Raw genomic sequence first — 17,471 nt, 5'->3', positions numbered from 1 at the left:
CAGCAGGTGTTACATGCACAAATGCAACCTTATGGTACATACATCCCCATTTTGGCGAGGAATTCAGCTCACCGCATCTCCCTTAATTTTCTCCGCCGTCACATCGAAGCATCGCATTTCCTTCCTCATCCATGGCTTTATGGCAACTTGTGGAGGGATATGCAAGGAAGAGAACAACTACTGCACTAATAGCTACAAGCAAAACATCTGCCACTAATTGGAGTACTTGCCCTGCATCGGTATCAACATACAGGTTTGCGTACCAACCACTCGTCTTGATGCTATCCCATTGTTGGGAAATAAGCGGATCGAAATTGCTCTCTGACCAGGAATCATCTCGCGAATCAAAAGCATCCACCGTTCCCCCAATGGTGCCATGCTTCAGGAAAACGAAGACCTTTCCCGATGCATCTCGGTAGTTATAAACAGCCATAGCAAAGGTATACTTATGCCCGATAAACCCGCTTTCATGTACGCTTCCTTGATAGCTCACACCCCCAGCAATGGTAAATCCAACGAATGCTTGCCCTGTCGTTGTAGATGGCCCCAATTGCCCGGAATTGAATAGGACAGAGTCAGGAGGTGATGCGTTCAGGTCAGTGATCAACGTGCGGAGAGAAACTGGGCGGCTCAGTTTCATTTGTTGTGCTAAAGTTGCCATGTCTACCGGATCATTTGGCGGTACTTTTACTTTGGCTGCGTCACGAAAACTTCCCATCGTGATATCTCCTCTTACTGCAACGCGATCAGAATGGGGATCATTCCCTGACCTGCTTGGAGAGGCCGTAGTGCTTTTCCAATCACTGCCCCGAACGCCTTAAAAGGATCATCTGCTTTCATCGCGTGGCCAATGGTGGGAGAGGTCGTCAACAGATCACCCACTTCGATGGAAGCATACTGTGCATCGACCTTACAATACACTTTTCCTATCAAAGCAACTGGCATCCTGCTCTCTGAAGGCTCCTTTTTATCCAGGATCAAACCGGGCTTGTAATCGCCAGCTCCGGAGATGACTCCTGCAACGGTCTTATCGTAAGCCTTGTAGCTTGGTTGAAGTGCACCCTGTTGATCCAGAACTACTACCATCCCAGGCTCAGTGTGTTCAGTTGATGCGATGTCGAACTCTTCTGCACAATCACCATGACCACTGCTTAAAACAACGTCTCCAGCGACGGTAACATTTCCAGTGACAGTAACATGCCTTTTTGAAACAATGTCTCCAGTGACGGTGACATTTCCCTCAAACCACCCCGCAAATCCGTCTCCATCGGCTCGTCCATACACACCATGACCATTTCCAGCATGGATACCAGCGACGCCACTCATTCCAGCCGCCTGTGTTGTCCCAAAGACGCCATCTCCTGCTGTCCCACCAAAGCCGGAAACGCCAGTTCCAACGCGACTAGAGCCAACCACACCGTAGAGGGAGTAACTAGAGCCATACACTCCAGTCCCATCCTGGCTGTCTCCCTGCACGCCGCTCCCAACGTCAGCTATTCCGCGGACGCCAACGCCGGAGCCACTGGTTACACTCTGAGAGAAATCTCCACTGCCATCATCTCCAAAGCCACGACCTACGATAGCAGTACTTCCATCAGTTACAGTCACATCAATTGGGTCACTCATACCATTTCTCCTGTCTTGTAATGGATACATACATAGGAAACATTTATTTGTTTCCCAACGAGAAGAGGAAAAGAGGACTTTCAGAAATGCTGAGTTTCCTTGGCTCATTTTTCTGATTTCCGGTAGGATCAATGTTTTCATGTGGCAAGCCTATGGTTTTTTCGCGACAAGAGCATGGATCTTTTACGGCTGTGTTGCAAAGATTTACGAGGGAAGACGATGGGCGTGAAGTCTCATTTCTTGTTGCGCTTAGGCAACCAGTCCAAACAGGCTGGCAATGAAGGAAATCTGTCCAGGAATGTTCCCTTTTTCCACCCCATGCATCTGTCCCTTGCGAATCATATGCATCCTCTCGTATCCCTGTAAGGTATGCCATGCCGTTTCAAAAGAAAAGAAGCCCAATCCCGGTTTCACCAGCCGTTTGATGAACCGGTGATCTTGTTCAATCAGGTTGTTGAGATACTTGCTCTGCCGCAGTTCACAAGGACCTGCAAGGGTCCCCGCTGCTTTCAATTCGTTGAAGGCTTTGGGAGAGGCCGTGTTTTTGTCAACGGTGATGACGCGGGGAGTTCCCGTATAGGAGGCTCCGAGCGCTTTCGCGAAAAAGCTCTTGGCGGCTGGTGCATCGCGGGTAACACTCAGATGGAACTCCAGCGTCTTTCCCTGAGAATCCACCGCGCGGTACAGGTACATCCAAATACCTTTGACCTTCACCTACGTCTCATCGACCCGCCAGGAATCATTGCTGGGTTTGAGATGAGGCCGACAGCGCTTCTCCAGTTCGGGAGCGTAGCGCTGCACCCACCGATAGATCGTGGTGTGGTCCACCTGGAGACCCCGCTCCCGCATCATCTCCTCCAGATCCCGATAGCTTAACGCGTATCGTAAATACCAGCGGACGCAAAGCAAAATAATCTCCGCCTCAAAGTGACGCCATTTGAAGGGCTGCTATTCTTCCATGGTAGACGCTCTTGTGTTCTTTTTCCCACCATTCTGACAGATCAGCTTTCTTTTTGCAACACAGCCGCCGCATACACTTTTATCAAGACTTCATCGTCCTTGAGAGTCGGTTTTGCAACCTCTTTGAGCTGAAGAACATCAGGTGATCCGTAGTGTGTAGACAATGGCTTTCATCGTGTTTGCACTGGCGACCGGAAACGCTTCATGGTCTCCTTGAATCTGTTCTGCTTGTGGGGCCTTTATATTGGTCTGTGCCATAACAATGCTCCTGTTTCCCTCGCTGCCAGGTCACTTTTCCTGTGCAGCACCATTTCTAATACGACGTGAGTATTCTGCGAGAAGGATCACCACATGAGGTGTTCCCTCCATCAAACCCGGTGCAACTCAGAGTCTCAATTGATTGCCGCCAGGGCAGCCCGTCTGACGGCTGGCTTGACGGTCTTCACGCCGATCACGAGCAGGTAGACGAGCATCGAGATCTCCGCGATTGTTGGCAGGATGACGCCGACGAAGGTGTGATGAGTCCCGGGAAGATCGGGAGTGATCTTTTGAGCGAAGGCGGGGACCAGCAACAGCGTGAGCAGGTCCACGAGGGAGCACACGCCCCCCACGATGAGCAGGACGCCCAGCCACTTGGGGAACATCCCTGATGACTTGTAGGCGAGATATCCCAGCGGCACCAACCACAGGCCAAAGAAGATCTGCGCGATGAGGGTCCCATAATGCTGGGTGTCGAGCAAGAGCAGCACCAGGGCATTCGACCCCGCGGTGCCCAAGGCGACCAGGTTGACTGCACCAGTTGCGGCCCGCAAGCCCTCAAACTCGAAGATCGCGTTGAGACAGACGATGCCGGTCCCGATTGCGACCAAGACGACCATGGCGCTCGCCGCGCTCTTGTTCACGTGCTTGAGCAGCAGGGAGAGGGTCATCGCGAGGAAGACCCAGACCGTCGCCTGGAACAGGTCGGCGACGACGCCCAGACGCACAAGTCCGGCGTTCGCGACCACATTCCCAGCCGTAGCCGCTGCGTTGCCAGCAGCGTACATCTTGAGATCCACAAAGTCTTCGGCAAAGGCGCCAAAGATGCCGACGACTAGGTAGAGGACGCCAGCGATTCTCGCGAGGCGCTTGGGTGAGTTCATGGTGTTCTCCTTCGGCGGGGCCGACCCGCGAGCGAGCTGAGGTCCGATCCTCACCGTCTAAACGCGTCGTAGCGCGTCCGGCTCCTTCGCCACCAACAGGCTTGGCTAGCCAGCTCTACGACCTCTACGATTTCGGGTGGGTCGTATCTGCCAACAGACCACAACTTTCATTCCAGTGCTCCCATTTCCGTGGACCGCATTCGCATTGCCGCGCTGGCCCACTCCTTCCATCGCTCGACGTCCACGCCGACCAAGAGAAGCCACAGGCAGAGCGATCCTTCACCAAAGAGCGCGGGCAGCTGGATCCAGGGGACCAGTTGGGCTGCAAACCCCGGTGCCAGGAGGTCTGCGAAGCCATAGACCAGGTAGGCCAGGCCGTCGATCGCCATCAGGACGCCGATGGCTCTGGGGAGGAACGTCGACCTGAGCACCAGGTATGCGACGCAGAGGGCATCGAAGCCAAAGAACACCGTATGGATGCTGTAGTCGATCCCCGACAGGGCGTTAGGCAGGTACGCCAGCGCCTGCAGCTGTGCCGCCGGAAGTGCGTTCGCATAGGATCCGCTGCCCAGAAGCACCAGCGGCGCGAACTGGTTAAGGAGGCCGCTGGCCTCAATGGCGGTCGCGACCAGGATGAAGAACGCGTCCAGCAGGGCAAGCCTTCGGTTCACCACCTTGAACAGGTAGTAGAAAATGACCGCCAGGGGGACGTTGGTCACGGTGACTACGAGGTGCGCCACGAGGCCGAGCCGGTAAAGCAGTTCGTGCGTCTGGATGTTGTGGGCCGTGGCTGCCGCATCGCCGGACACGACCACTATGGCCGGAACGATGCTGATGGCGAAGGCACCTAGTACGATGTTGATCAGGTACAGGGCACCGGCAATTCTTGCTAGCTGGCGCGGCGACGCTCCTCGAGTCCGTTCCATCACTTGAGAATCTCTTGTCCGTTGCTGTGGGTCACGTGGCTCGATCCGAGCTCCAGATTGTGCTTTCATGTGTTTCCTCCAAGTTTGCTTTGATCAGCACGTTCATGCACCTGTTTGACGGGCTTTTGCCTCTGCCAGGTCCGGTTTCACGCACATGACCGAAACCAGTGGAATGTCTCCATCCCGCACTTTCTTGAGCAAGCCGTGCAACGCGGCCTGATCGCACACTGTGTCGGTTATCAGAGTCTCAATCGGTTGCCGCTAGGGCACCCGATGCAGGTCGTCTGGCTTCGCGGTCTTCACGCCGATCACGAGCAGGTAGAAGACCGTCCAGATCTCCGCGATTGCTGACGGGATGGTGGCGAAGCCATGAATCGCGTTGCCAAAGTCGGGGATCAGGAACGCCGCGAGCAGGTCCACGAGGTAGCAGGCACCCCCCACGACCAGCACGATGCCCAACGTCTTGGGGAACCACCCTGACCTGTAGGCCAGGTACCCCAGCGGCACCAGCCATAGGCCATAGAAGATCTGCGCGATGAAGACCCCATAGTGCTGGGTGTCGAGCAGGAGCAGCACCAGGCCATTCGAGCCCGCGGTGCCGAAGGTGGCCAGGTTGACTGCACCAGTTGCGACCCGCAAGCCCTCAAACTCGAAGACCGCATTGAGGCATGTGATACCAGCCCGAGTGCGACGATGATGACCATTGCGCTCGCCACGCTCTTGTTCACGTGCTGGAGTAGCCGGTAGAGGGTCAACGCGAGGAAGACGGTAACTGTCGCCTGGAACAGGTCGGCGACGATACCGATACGGACAAGTCCGGAATTGGCAATGACATTTCCGGCCGTCGTCGCCGCGTCGCCTGCGACGTACATCCTGGGGTACATAAAGCCCAGGGCGAAGCCGCCGAAGATGCCGACGAGCAGGTAGAGGACGCCAGCGATTCTCGCGAGACGCTTGGGTGAGTTCATGGTGTCTCCACTCGCTCCCTGAAACGCTTCACGGTCTCCTTGAAACGGGTCTGCTCGTGTGGTCTTTACATTGGCCTGTGTCATAACAATGCTCATCTTTCTTACACTGCCGGGTCACTTTTCCTGGACGGCACCATTTCCAATACAACGCGAGTCTGCTGCGAGAAGGCTCATCACATGCGGTGTCTTCTCACTCAGTGATCACAATCGATCACTGAGATGACAAGGCGAGCTATGCCCGACGAGAAGCGGAAGGATTGGTGGCGGTAGCCGCGCTGGCATCTTGCGTATCGCTGGAGAGGATCGGGGAGGGCTGAAAGCCTTTGACGACCAGCCAGACGCCCAGCGAAAACTCAAAGAGCGCGACCGGAAGTGCGGACAACCCAGCTAAGGGGGCATGTAGCCCGAGAAGACCGAACAGCACAGCGATGTAGCCTGCGAGGAGGATGGGCGCTCCGACGATTCCGATCAGGGCAAGGCCGCGAGGCACCAGGCGCGACTGGTACAGCAGGAAGCCCAGCAACAGGTCGCATATGGCCGGCATGAAGCTTTGTCCGAGGAGGAAGATGCGGTCATACAGGGTGGCAAGCGTATGGCTGGTGACCAATGCCCCTGCTCCAGCTCCCGCCTGCCGCAAGGTCACGATCGACATAAGGAACACCACGCCGACGAAGATGGTGCCGGATTCCAGAATGCGGGCGGCAACCAGGCCCAGCGCGGTCGCTTCGTTCTGCTTCTTGAGCACCGGGAACAGCACGACGGCGGTGCCGATGCCGGCGAGAGCCACGATGATCTCCAGGATACCGCCGATGATGGCGGCAGTGTCCGGGCCAGCGCCGAGGATGTAGTTCGCACTCTTTACCTGGCTGTAGATAAAGAGGGTCGGGATCGAGACAAAGGTAAGCAGGTAAAGCACGCCCGCGACAAGCGCGGTCTTTCTATGGGGATTCATCTGAAATGCTTCACGGTCTGCTTGAAGCGGGCCTGCTCGTGTGGTCTTTACAGTGGTCATTGTCATCACAATGCTCCTTGTTCTTACGCTGACAGGACACGTTTCCTGTCCAGCACTATTTCCAATACGACGAGAGTCTTCGGCGAGAAGGCTCACCACATGTGGTGTCTTCCTCATACATGAGCTGGAAGAGTAATCTCCTGGGTTTGATAGAAACGGGTTTCCATGGTCGTCCTTCTTTCTGTTGGAGGGAAGGGTAAGTAAGGGGTGCGTGTGGTGACTGACAGATCAGGCCATCGTTGTCGCATCTCTTGCTCCTCGTCAAATCGACTGAGGGGATGTGAGTGGCATGACTGGGGAATGCAGAAGAAGGGAAATACCGAAGCTGCTTCTGTTGGAAGGAAGAGCATTGCACGTACTCTTTCCTCTTCTTTAGAGTATAACATAATTTTCTATAATTTGTCAAATACATAAAAAGTTACAAATTTCCATTATAATGAATTCAAGACAAGTGAGGAGAAAGGCGAAACTGGTTCCTTTGTAGCTCATGGCAGCTTACATGTGCTCTGCCCTTTGAACGAAAGAGACGATGTGGATGCGTCAGAACTGAGAACAAGTCCTGATGGAGAGACCTCTCCTGTAGGATACTAGCGATCACCCAGCACATCTTCAGGAGGAGTGAGCCGTGAACTGTTCTTACTGTCTCTCTTCTGCCACAAAGGAACAGCAGAAGAAAACCGCCCTTGGATACCCAACATTTCGCTGTTCGGCCTGCCGACGCATCTTCAACGAGCGTACCGGCACTCCTTTTAACTTTTTGGAATATCCCACCGAGATCATTCTGCTCGTTGTCCTCTGGAGGCTGCGGTAGAAGCTGCGTTTGCGTGATGTCGCTGAGCTATTTCTCGAACGTGGTTTGGTGTGTACCCATGAGGCGGTTCGCGATTGGGAAGCTCGTTTTGCACCAGTGTTGGCGGATCAGCTCCGTGTGAGGAGATGCGGGCAAGCGGGAACATCGTGGTACATCGACGAAACCTACGTCAAAGTCCACGGGAAGTGGTGTTCCCTCTCTCGCGCCATCGATCGAGATGGCAATCTCGTTGACTCCATGCTGAGCGAGAAACGGGATATGGATGCCGCCAAACGATTTTTCAAGCAGGCGCTTGAGACAGTTGGTCATGTGCCAGAGCGTGTGACAACCGACGGGCATGACTCCTCTCCACGAGCGATCCGTGAGACGCTCGGCTGTGAGGTTCTCCATCGCTGTAACCCCTACCTGAATAACCGCCTGGAACAAGATCATCGTGGCATCAAACAGCGGTACTCTCCCATGCGTGGCTTTGGAAGCTTCGCGTCGGCATTACGCTTCTGCAGGGCATTTGACGAGACACGCCAATTCTTCCGGTTTCGGACAACCATGAAACAGCACGTTTCTCTTGCCGACCAACGTCGTCTGTTCTGCCATCAATTGGATGCCTTGAAAGCCATGGTTCTGACAGCCTAAAACAGAGCAACGCTGGCATCAGCACGCCATGTCGCCTACTGTCTTCTCAGTTCTGACACATCCCATGAGAGCTTGGAGTATCTTTCACCCGATCAATTCGCTCAGGAGCACGGTTTACTCGCTGTTCCTTCTATTACTCTGTTTTGATGTCTAGGATTTCAAGGACTTTACATGCCTTCCTGCTCGCTATTTCCGAGACACTCGGTACTGCAATCGGTATCTGGTGTATCTATCTACTCAGGAACCAACCGGCACCTGCCCATGATCTTTAAACGCATGGATCAATCGGGAAGCCCGTCACATTTCTCTTCGACTTGTGAAGCGGCTCCCCATCCTCATGGAATGGACACATGAGTCGCCAGAGCCTGGACTGTGTGCTCTTTACAACTTCCCATACTATTCTTTCGAATCTGGTAGGTGGCTGGTGGAGATAGAGGCAGACAAGCTCCCCAACCTGATTATCATGAACCCCATTATCGCGAGTAGCATAGGGAGCGCTTCACGAACTCCCACTGAGCTCACTGGCTAAGATTTATCGGATAGTTTGGGTAATTGCGTTGAATGATCGCATTGAACATGTTGGGCTGAGGGCAATCGCGTCGAGCATTCGTAAGTGGTAATAGATTACGAGAAAAAGAGGTGAAAGTGGAAATCAGGGCATGCTCATAGACATAGAGATTACTTCGAGAAACATCCAGCACATCATGCCACTCATGAGAGGCTGGGCCAGGTGGACGCCGCATTGAAGTCAGTCTATCTTTGCCATCTGAAGATGTTGAGCGGTTTCCCAGCTCTGGAAAGAGGAATACCGTGCCATTTTACAGACCCGATTCCAGATCTGGAATGAGGTAACCGAAACAACAACTGCGGTATAGCACTGCATCGTCTACTCCTCTTCTTCTCCCTCTTTTCTTTCCCTCGTCCTTCTTTTTTACAAGCTCTTCCATTCTTTCAATAAGTTGACAATACCGTTTATTGTTCGCTCTAACCATGAGCAACTAGCACGCATTGCCGAGTTCGTTGATGAAGGTCATATGAAACCTATTGTGAATAGCATCTATCCATTAGCTGAAACGCGTCAGGCATATGAGCATTGTTTGAGTGGTCATATGCGTGGCAAAGTTGTCATCCAGGTGGTGGAGTAGCTTTCGCAGCCGACGAAGTCCCACCATTGAAAGTCGGCGATGGATTGTCCGGAGACGTTAGCAATGTGCTGATCCTCCATGATGGTGATCTGATGGTCAAAACAAGACCCACTGCCATTCATCCGATTGTTCAGCGGGGTGTGAGGGAGAACAGGAAGGACTCCATTGCAGTGTTCAGGTGATGAGTGCTGGGCGCAAGGACGCGAGTCATACGTCGGGGTGGTAGCGGTGGCATCCTGGGTTGTGTTGCAAAAACACTCAAAGACCAAATGAGCGAGAAGCTCTTTTCTCTTGCTAGGCTTAGACCGCCACCCCAAACAGACGGGCGATAAAGGTGACTTGCTTTTTGATGTCTCCTTTCCCCACACTGTGTACCTGCCCCTTGCGAAGCATATGCATCGTCTCGTCGCCCTGTAAGGTTTGCCACGCTGTCTCAAAGGAAAAGAAGCCCATCCCTGGCTTGACCAAGCGCTTGATAAAACGGTGGTCTTGCTCAACGAGGGTATTGCGATAGTTGACCTGCCTCATTTCGACAGAGGTGGCAAGTGCCCCGATGTCTTTGAGTTCTGCAGTAACCTTGGGGTAGGCTGCGTTCTTGTCGACGTTGATCACCCGAGAGGGTAGAGTGGTGGGGGGCGTCACCACCGTGGGTCCGGTCGCCTGTTCCTCAATCGGATGAGTTTGAGGAGCTGAATCAGCGGTGATATGCAGCGCTTTGTGGAAGAAACGTGTGGCCGCCTCGGCATCGCGTGTCGGACTCAAGAGAACTCCAGTGTCTGCCCTGTGAATTGACCGCCCAGTAGAGATACATCCATGTTCCTTTGATCTTGACGGAGGTTTCATCCACGCTCCAGGAGTCATTGGTGGCTTTGAGGTGAGGTCGACACCGCTTTTCGAGATCAGGAGCATAGCGCTGCACCCAGCGGTAGATCGTTGTGTGATCTACACGCAGTCCCCGTTCCAGCATCATCTCTTCCCGATCACGGTAGCTCAAAGCAGAGCGGAGGTACCAGCGGACACACAACAGAATAATATCAACCTGGAAATGACGCCATTTAAACGGGTTCTGCTCGGTCATGTCTGATTCTCTTTTGCTCTTTTCTCTCAACTGTAGCAGATCGGCTTACTTCTTGCAACACAACCAATTTTTTTGCAACACGACCCTTGAACTTACCTCACCTGTAAAGGATTTTCTCACTGCCCTCTCACAACCAGCAGCAATGCATTTCTTGGGCAATATTTGGATACATAAACACAGCGCATTCTTACTTCTATCTCACATATATCACAGATACAATTAATACTAAGGCAATATACTGTGCTGGTTCTTATTCCGCAGCAAGGCAATAATGAAGGATACACTTTCATGTCAACAAGCATCAATATACCTCCTCCAAATAGAGCACAGCAAAAATGGAGAAACTGGCTTGTCATCTCGGCAACATTGCTTATCTGGGTCGTGCTCGCAGGAATCCTCTTGTGGGTCCTTGGGCAAATCTCGCGCGCGCTCATCATTTTCGCCATAGCTGCCCTCTTCGCCTATGCGCTCTACCCATTAGTAAAATTTCTACAACGCATCTTGCCCCGACCAGTAGCGATAGCTATTGTCTACGTCCTTGTTCTCAGCGCATTAATGCTCCTGTTATACTCCGTAGCAAATACTATTGTGGATCAATTGACCTCGTTAACACAACTGCTAGAGTCATACATCCATGGCCCGAGAAAAAATCAATTGCAAGGTCTTATTGATGGCCTGCAACAATTTGGCCTTACACGTCAACAAATTACCTCTTCAAGCCAGCAGCTTGTCTCCCAATTGCAAGGCGCAGCCCGTAACGTTGTACCCGTCGTAAGTAATCTATTGTCACTCGCGTTTAATACGATTCTCGTGGCCTTGCTAAGTATCTATCTCTTGTTTAGTGGACCTCGAACCGTCAAATGGTTGCGAAATAACACTCCTACGACACATCGCGCGCGCGTGAGTAGCCTGATCGATATTGTCAGCCATGTTGTCGGTGGCTATATTCGAGGTAATATTCTGCTTGCCTTGGTAATTAGTACATTAACAGGGGTAGGACTGGCGTTGATTGGTGCCCCCTACCCATTCTTGCTAGCAACCGTCGCCTTTGTTATGGAATTCATACCCGTCATTGGCATCTACATTACCAGTTTTGCTATTCTCCTGCTTGCCATATCCAAAGGCTGGCTTATCGTTGTCCTGGCAGTAGGATTGATGTTGCTCTTACAATTGCTTGAGAATAATCTGTTAGCACCCCGCATCCTGGGAGGGTCCATTGGCTTAAGTCCCATTGTGACTATTCTTGCTTTGATTATTGGCAGCGATCTCTTTGGCATTGCTGGTGCCTTCTTTGCCGCCCCAACGGCAGGATTAATCCAGGCGCTTGTACAGGCTTTCTGGACACAATGGCGCAAACAACATATTGAGCTTTTCCCTGAAGAGAAAGCAGATGAATCCAAAACTGTCGGACAAACACCGTGATGGAGAGTGCATACACTATAAATGTGGTTATGTTGCAAGAAGTAAGTGGATCTGCTAAATTTGAGTGAAAAGAGCAAAAGAGAGCCCCGTTATGACAGATCAGCATGCATTCAAATGGCGTCACTTCCAATCCGACATTATTCTCCTGTGCGTACGCTGCTACCTCCGCTCTGCTTTGAGCTACCGGGACTTGGAAGAAATGATGGCTGAGCGAGGGCTTTCGGTCGATCACACGACGATCTATCGTTGGGTCCAACGTTATGCCCCAGAGCTGAACAAGCGATGCCAACCACACCTCAAGCCTTCCAATGACTCCTGGCGGATCGATGAAACGTACATCAAAGTCAAGAAGGAATGGATCTCTCTCTATCGAGCCGTTGACTCGCAGGGCAATACACTCGACTTCGTACTGAGGAGTTCGACCAGAGATGGGGAAGCTGCCAAGCGCTTCTTGCTGAAAACGCTCGCCGCCTCTCATTGCAGAGAATCACGCGTCATCAACGTGGACAAAAACGCCGCCTACCCCAAAGCATTCGCTGCGTTGAAAGCAGAAGGGTCCCTTCCTCAATACTGTGAATTACGGCAGATCAAGTCTCTCAATAATCTGATTGAACAAGACCATCGCGCGTATCAAACGGTTGGTGAAGCCGGGGATGGGTTTCTTCTCGGTCGAGACGGCCTGGCGAACACTGCAAGGATTCGAGATGATGAACATGATGCGGAAAGGACAGCTACAAGGGGTAAACACAGGAGATGTGAAAGGTCTGGTTGCCTTGGATACCAGGCTCTTTGGAGAGGTTGCCTAAACAGAACAAGGGGAGGCATTCTCTGCTCATCTTGTTTTCTTCAGCATTCTTGCAACACAACCACTGTGACTGCCGTCAAAGATACCCAGAGCTATCCTACCGTCATCAAGGTCTCGGATGAGGAGATGGCCGCGCTCCATCTCGTTCGTGATCCTTTCCATGGCGAGTGGAACTATACTCTTCAACCTGAGGTAGACTTTATCCAATTACTAGACAAAAAACGAAAGGCAGAGTAAGCTTCTCTCAAAATTCTTACCAAGGAAAAAAGCGAGATGCAGACGCTGCCTAAAAGGATTATACACGTGTTGCGCCACTTTGAAACCGCTTTTAGCGAAAGGATTTGGGAATGGGCCAAAGTGCTGCTGATTGGGGCGATTTTGGCTCCTGGTGAGCGAACGGTTACCGCCATCTTGCGCGTGATGGGATGTGCCGAGGAAAAGCACTTCCAGAACTATCACCGTGTGCTTAGTCGTGCCACCTGGTCCTCGCGAGAACTCAGTCGCCGCCTGCTGGTGCTGCTGGTGTCTCTGTTTGTTGCCGCAACTGAGCCAGTGATCCTGGGGATCGACGAAACTATCGAGCGCCGACGAGGTCGCAAGATTGCGGCACGCGGGGTCTCTCGTGATCCCGTTCGTTCGAGCAAAGAGTTCTTTGTGCGCAACAAATGGGTTGCGCTGGATCTCGATACTGCTGCTCACGCCAATTCCCTGGGCACAGCGGGTCTGGGCCTTGCCCTTTTTGACCGCGCTGGCTCCATCGGAGCGCTATCACGAAGAACGCAACATGCGACACAAAACCATTACGGATTGGGCCTGGCAGATGATCCTGCAAGTCACTCGCTGGCTGCCTGCACGACGCCTGGTGATCGTGGCTGATGGCACATATGCTGTGCTCTCGTTCCTGCTGAACGTGAGTCGCTTGCCCAGCGCGAGCATCCTCACACGCTTGCGTCTGGATGCATGCTTGTACAAGCCCGCTGCCGCGCGTGAAGCCGGGAAACGAGGGAGGAATGCTCTCAAAGGCAAAGCCCAGCCCAAGCTTTCCGCCCGCCTCACCGCTTCCACCACACAATGGAAGAAACACACTCTTTGCTGGTATGGAGGAACCAAGCGAGAGATGGAGCTTGCCACGGGCACGGCTCTGTGGTATCAATCTCCCGTGCCTCCAGTTGCCATCCGCTGGGTGCTCATTCGCGATCCCCAAGGCCAATACGAGCCGATGGCTTTGCTGTGCACGGATCAAGAGGCACTGGCAGTCCAGATCGTCGAGTGGTTTGTCTTGCGTTGGACGCTGGAAGTGACGTTTCACGAGGTGCGTGCTCATTTGGGCGTGGAGACCCAACGCCAATGGTCGGATCTGGCGATTATGCGCACCACACCTGCTCTCCTGGGCCTCTTTTCGCTCGTGACCATTTTTGCGCAGCAGTTGTTGGGGAAGCACCCCTTTCCCATTCGTCAGACGGCTTGGTACACCAAAGCCTTGCCCACCTTTTCCGATACACTTGCCTTTGTCCGCCAGCATCTGTGGCCCTCCACCTTTTTTTCGGTGTCGTCAGATGAAGGCGACACCGTTCAAATTCCACGGGTGCTTTTTGATCACCTCGTGGACACGCTCACTTTTGCAGCATAGCCAGATCTTGTTGTTTGAAAATTTGGATAAAGTCTACCTCAGTTACCGCGACCTCGAAGAACTCATGCGAGAACGAGGACTCTGCGTAGATCACACCACCATTTACCGTTGGGTTCAACGCTATGCTCCTGAGCTTGAGAAGCGCTGTCGGTCTCATCTCAAAAGGATGACCGACTCGTGGCGCGTCGATGAGACCTACGTAAAAGTCAAAGGGGAGTGGATGTATCTCTACCGCGCAGTCAATAGCCAGGGAAGCACCCTGGAGTTCCTGTTGAGTGCTACCCGCGATGCCCAGGCAGCCAAACGTTTTTTCGCAAAAGCGCTCCATGCTTCCCACACCGTGACTCCGCGTGTCATTACGGTCGATAAAAACGCAGCCTATCCCAAAGCCCTCAAGGAAATGAAAGCAGCAGGGAAGCTTGCCGCTTCGTGTGAACTCCGACAGAGCAAGTATCTCAACAACGAGGTCGAACAAGACCACCGCTTCATCAAACGGCTGGTGAAACCGGGATTGGGCTTCTTTTCGTTTCAAACAGCATGGAACACATTACAGGGCTATGAGAGTATGCACATGATTCGTAAGGGACAGATTCACGGGATAAAAAAGGGAACCTCATTGGACAGATTTCCTTCATTGCCAGCCTGTTTGGACTCATCGCCTAAGCACGACAAGAAACGAGACTGCACACCCATCGTCTTCCCTCGTGAATCTTTGCAACACAGCCAGCAGAAGTGAGCAAGGTGGGCGTGTCTCTTTTTCATCAACTTCGCGGAAGAGCCATAGGGTCATGATGAGGTTTCTAGAGTTCCCTCAAACAGTTACAGGGCTGTTTACCACAGCAACAAAAAGAACATATGAATGAGAGCGTCTGTTCATAGCAACAAGTCCCTCATTCATATGTTCTCGCTACGATCTACAATCGAGTGCCGCTATTATACGTTAAGGAACCTTCAACTCGCCCAGTTTGAGCCTGGCTTGGAGTGTTTGCGTGCCGCGTACAACGCCGATGGTTACCGCGTCACCAGGATTGTAAGGAACCAGCGCATCGGTGAGATCTGCCTGGTTAGCGACAGGCGTATTGGTAACTCTTACAATCACATCGCCTGGTCTTAAACCAGCCTGGGCAGTTGGCCCATTGGGCTGAACGGAAACGAGCAGCGTGCCATAGTCAACGGCAAGTCCGGCCTGGGCGGCAACCAGTGCATCAACCGAGGTAACGGTTGCTCCTATGGCAGGCCGCCCACTATGCGTCACTTTGCCGGTATGAATGAGCTGAGGCACAATAAATTTGACGCGATTCGAAGGAATGGCAAAGCCAACCCCATTGGCAGGTGTCTTAAACTCGGGATCAACCGCGACCATGGTTGGGATACCCACCAGCTGGCCTTGCGCGTTGACCAGCGCGCCCCCGCTATTCCCCAGGTTAATCGCGGCATCCGTCTGAATAGCATCGATGATGACCGCACCGCCTTTGCCTTCCGGCACCGTTCGTCCCAGCGCACTGACAATGCCACTGGTGACCGTCTGGGTAATGCCCAGCGGATTCCCAATGGCCAGCATCTCATCTCCGACCTGCAGTTGTGAGGAATCGCCAATGGGCATCACATACAGCCGTTTCGGCGGAGTGATCTTGACCACCGCCAGGTCATCAAGCGGATCGGTTCCGATCACCTGAGCGGGCAAGGCGGAGCCATCAAACAGGACCACCTGATACTTTCGTCCATGAGCGACCACGTGGTCATTGGTGACGATGTCCCCGTTCTGGTCAATGATGACCCCGGAGCCAAGACCAGCGCCCTGGGCCGTTTGCACATTAATCTGTACCACCGCCTGGCGCCCCTGAGCGATTAGCTGTTCACGGGGTATACCACTGTTTTTATAGGTGGAAGCACCGCCCTGCCCTGGAGCGGCGGTGTTCTGCTGCTTCCCCATTTGCCAGCCAACCAGGCCACCAAGCAATAGGCAGAGCAACGCTCCCAGGAGTGGAGCAAGCAACCACCCTGCCATCCCTTTCTCGTGCTTGATTGGTGCTGGTGGTAAGGCGACCGGTTCCTGCATTGATATGACAGGTTCCATCATGACGGGATCGTTGCTGGGAACTGGCGCTTCTTGCTCAGGTTTGTGTCTGGGAGCATGTGGTGTGAACATGCGCGTGGTACTGAGAAGGAGGGTTCCCAGTGCCAGGAGCGCGGCAATTCCCCCCGCAATACCTAACATTGAAATCGGAGCGTACGCGAGAACAAGACCGCCTAGACCCGATCCCGCCGCAACACCCAGGTAGAGGATCGATCCGTTCAGCGCCAGAATGACACTCGAATGTTCTGGCGCGAGAGCAAGCAAACGATGTTGTTGGGCCGGATAGAGCGACCAGCCTGCAATTCCCCACACCACCAACGCAATGAGAGCACCGGCAAGGAAATGAGTCGTGAGAGGCAGCGTCAGATAGACCACGGCAAGCACAATCAGGCTGGCCAGGATGGAACGAAACGTTCCCCAGCGATCAGCCCCATATCCTCCCAGACCGTTACCAGCCATGCTTGCCAGACCATAGATGAGCAAAAGACCACTGACATCGTTCAAATGGACATTTTCGCGCAAGAGCGGCGTGATATAGGTATAGATAGTAAAAGCGCCCACAGCCCAGAAGAAGGTGAGGGCGAGCCCGAGAAGAATACGCTTTTGCCCAAGAGGTGAAAAGCGGGCTCGTAAACTCGCCACCGGGGGAGTGGGAACGGCAGGCAGGCTGAAGGTAAGAGCGAGCGCGGCTGCCCCCGCAAGTGCGGCCACGAAGCCAAAAGCCCAGACCCAGCCGAAGTGACCGCTAATCACGGTCCCCAGGGGAACACCCAGCACGGTTGCCACGGTCAAACCGAAATTGACGGAAGCCAGGGCTTTTCCTCGCTGTTGCGCAGGAGCCAGCGTCGCCGCGATTGCCAGGGCGGTAGGCGAGCACAGGGCTGCACATCCGGCAGCCAGCACCCTGGTTATCAACATCCACCCGAAGGTAGGAGCCAACGCTGACAGAATATTTGCGACACACAGTCCCAAAAGCACCGCAATAAGTAACCAGCGGCGAGCAACACGCGCGGTGAGAACGGCAAGAAGCGGCGATCCCACAGCGTAGGCCAGCGCAAAAAGTGTCACCATCAGCCCTGCCTGGTCAACCGGCACACGCAGATCGTGAGCGATTTCAGGGAGGATTCCTGCAATCACATAAGCATCGGTTCCCACAGCAAACGTTGCGATGGCGAGAAAGAGGATTCGTGGATTGAGTTGTATCCTCATAAAAATAGATTCCTTTGTGTGCGTTGT

10 protein-coding genes and 8 pseudogenes are annotated in these 17,471 nt (G+C 53.3%); 8 read left to right on the top strand and 10 right to left on the bottom strand.

Annotated elements, in window-relative coordinates:
• Positions 1 to 82: 82 nt before the first annotated feature.
• From JMJ16_RS10720 to JMJ16_RS10685, 8 genes and pseudogenes are all read right to left on the bottom strand, one after another.
• A complete protein-coding gene (locus tag JMJ16_RS10720) occupies positions 83 to 718 on the bottom strand; it encodes a hypothetical protein (protein ID WP_201381075.1) in 636 nt (211 codons plus the stop codon).
• A gap of 14 nt (positions 719 to 732) precedes the next feature.
• Positions 733 to 1,626, bottom strand: a complete 894-nt coding sequence (locus JMJ16_RS10715; RefSeq protein ID WP_201381073.1) for a hypothetical protein — start codon at positions 1,624 to 1,626, stop codon at positions 733 to 735.
• Positions 1,627 to 1,875: 249 nt separating this feature from the next.
• A pseudogene (locus tag JMJ16_RS10710) lies at positions 1,876 to 2,541 on the bottom strand (IS6 family transposase).
• A 104-nt stretch (positions 2,542 to 2,645) separates the two neighbouring features.
• Positions 2,646 to 2,760 (bottom strand): annotated as a pseudogene (locus JMJ16_RS56905) (NAD(P)-dependent alcohol dehydrogenase); the annotation flags it as partial.
• 218 nt (positions 2,761 to 2,978) lie between these two features.
• Positions 2,979 to 3,728 (bottom strand): DUF4386 domain-containing protein, encoded by a 750-nt coding sequence (locus JMJ16_RS10705; protein ID WP_201381072.1) that lies wholly within the window; start codon positions 3,726 to 3,728, stop codon positions 2,979 to 2,981.
• 167 nt (positions 3,729 to 3,895) lie between these two features.
• Complete coding sequence (locus tag JMJ16_RS10700) at positions 3,896 to 4,654, bottom strand: DUF4386 domain-containing protein (protein WP_201381070.1); 759 nt, start codon at positions 4,652 to 4,654, stop codon at positions 3,896 to 3,898.
• Positions 4,655 to 4,915: 261 nt separating this feature from the next.
• Positions 4,916 to 5,538: pseudogene (locus JMJ16_RS10690) on the bottom strand (DUF4386 domain-containing protein).
• A gap of 316 nt (positions 5,539 to 5,854) precedes the next feature.
• On the bottom strand, positions 5,855 to 6,640 hold the full coding sequence (locus tag JMJ16_RS10685) for a DUF4386 domain-containing protein (protein ID WP_236601383.1): 786 nt from the start codon (positions 6,638 to 6,640) through the stop codon (positions 5,855 to 5,857).
• 619 nt (positions 6,641 to 7,259) lie between these two features.
• Here JMJ16_RS10685 and JMJ16_RS10680 point away from each other — a divergent pair.
• Together JMJ16_RS10680 and JMJ16_RS10675 are read left to right on the top strand one after the other, a co-directional pair.
• A pseudogene (locus JMJ16_RS10680) lies at positions 7,260 to 8,078 on the top strand (IS6 family transposase).
• 959 nt (positions 8,079 to 9,037) lie between these two features.
• Positions 9,038 to 9,223 (top strand): zinc-binding dehydrogenase, encoded by a 186-nt coding sequence (locus JMJ16_RS10675; protein ID WP_236601382.1) that lies wholly within the window; start codon positions 9,038 to 9,040, stop codon positions 9,221 to 9,223.
• A gap of 300 nt (positions 9,224 to 9,523) precedes the next feature.
• On the opposite strand, the pseudogene JMJ16_RS10670 reads toward JMJ16_RS10675, so the two are convergent.
• Positions 9,524 to 10,301, bottom strand: a pseudogene (locus JMJ16_RS10670) (IS6 family transposase).
• Between the two features lie 288 nt (positions 10,302 to 10,589).
• Between JMJ16_RS10670 and JMJ16_RS10665 the strand changes: the two are divergent.
• The 6 genes and pseudogenes from JMJ16_RS10665 to JMJ16_RS10645 form a co-directional block, all read left to right on the top strand.
• Complete coding sequence (locus JMJ16_RS10665; protein WP_201381067.1) at positions 10,590 to 11,723, top strand: AI-2E family transporter; 1,134 nt, start codon at positions 10,590 to 10,592, stop codon at positions 11,721 to 11,723.
• Positions 11,724 to 11,814: 91 nt separating this feature from the next.
• Positions 11,815 to 12,529 (top strand): annotated as a pseudogene (locus JMJ16_RS10660) (IS6 family transposase).
• 65 nt (positions 12,530 to 12,594) lie between these two features.
• Positions 12,595 to 12,765: a hypothetical protein gene (locus JMJ16_RS10655; RefSeq protein ID WP_201381065.1), complete on the top strand. Its 171-nt coding sequence runs from the start codon at positions 12,595 to 12,597 to the stop codon at positions 12,763 to 12,765.
• 36 nt (positions 12,766 to 12,801) lie between these two features.
• A pseudogene (locus JMJ16_RS55940) lies at positions 12,802 to 13,104 on the top strand (transposase); the annotation flags it as partial.
• 46 nt (positions 13,105 to 13,150) lie between these two features.
• Positions 13,151 to 14,158: a transposase gene (locus JMJ16_RS10650; RefSeq protein WP_255553175.1), complete on the top strand. Its 1,008-nt coding sequence runs from the start codon at positions 13,151 to 13,153 to the stop codon at positions 14,156 to 14,158.
• A 37-nt stretch (positions 14,159 to 14,195) separates the two neighbouring features.
• Positions 14,196 to 14,821, top strand: a pseudogene (locus JMJ16_RS10645) (IS6 family transposase); the annotation flags it as partial.
• Positions 14,822 to 15,098: 277 nt separating this feature from the next.
• On the opposite strand, the gene JMJ16_RS10640 reads toward JMJ16_RS10645, so the two are convergent.
• Complete coding sequence (locus JMJ16_RS10640; protein WP_201381063.1) at positions 15,099 to 17,444, bottom strand: MFS transporter; 2,346 nt, start codon at positions 17,442 to 17,444, stop codon at positions 15,099 to 15,101.
• Positions 17,445 to 17,471: the final 27 nt, after the last annotated feature.

It is taken from the genome of Ktedonobacter sp. SOSP1-52, assembly GCF_016587395.1.
The sequence above is the reverse complement of the archived record's forward strand: the minus strand, read 5'-3'. Positions and strand labels throughout refer to the sequence as shown.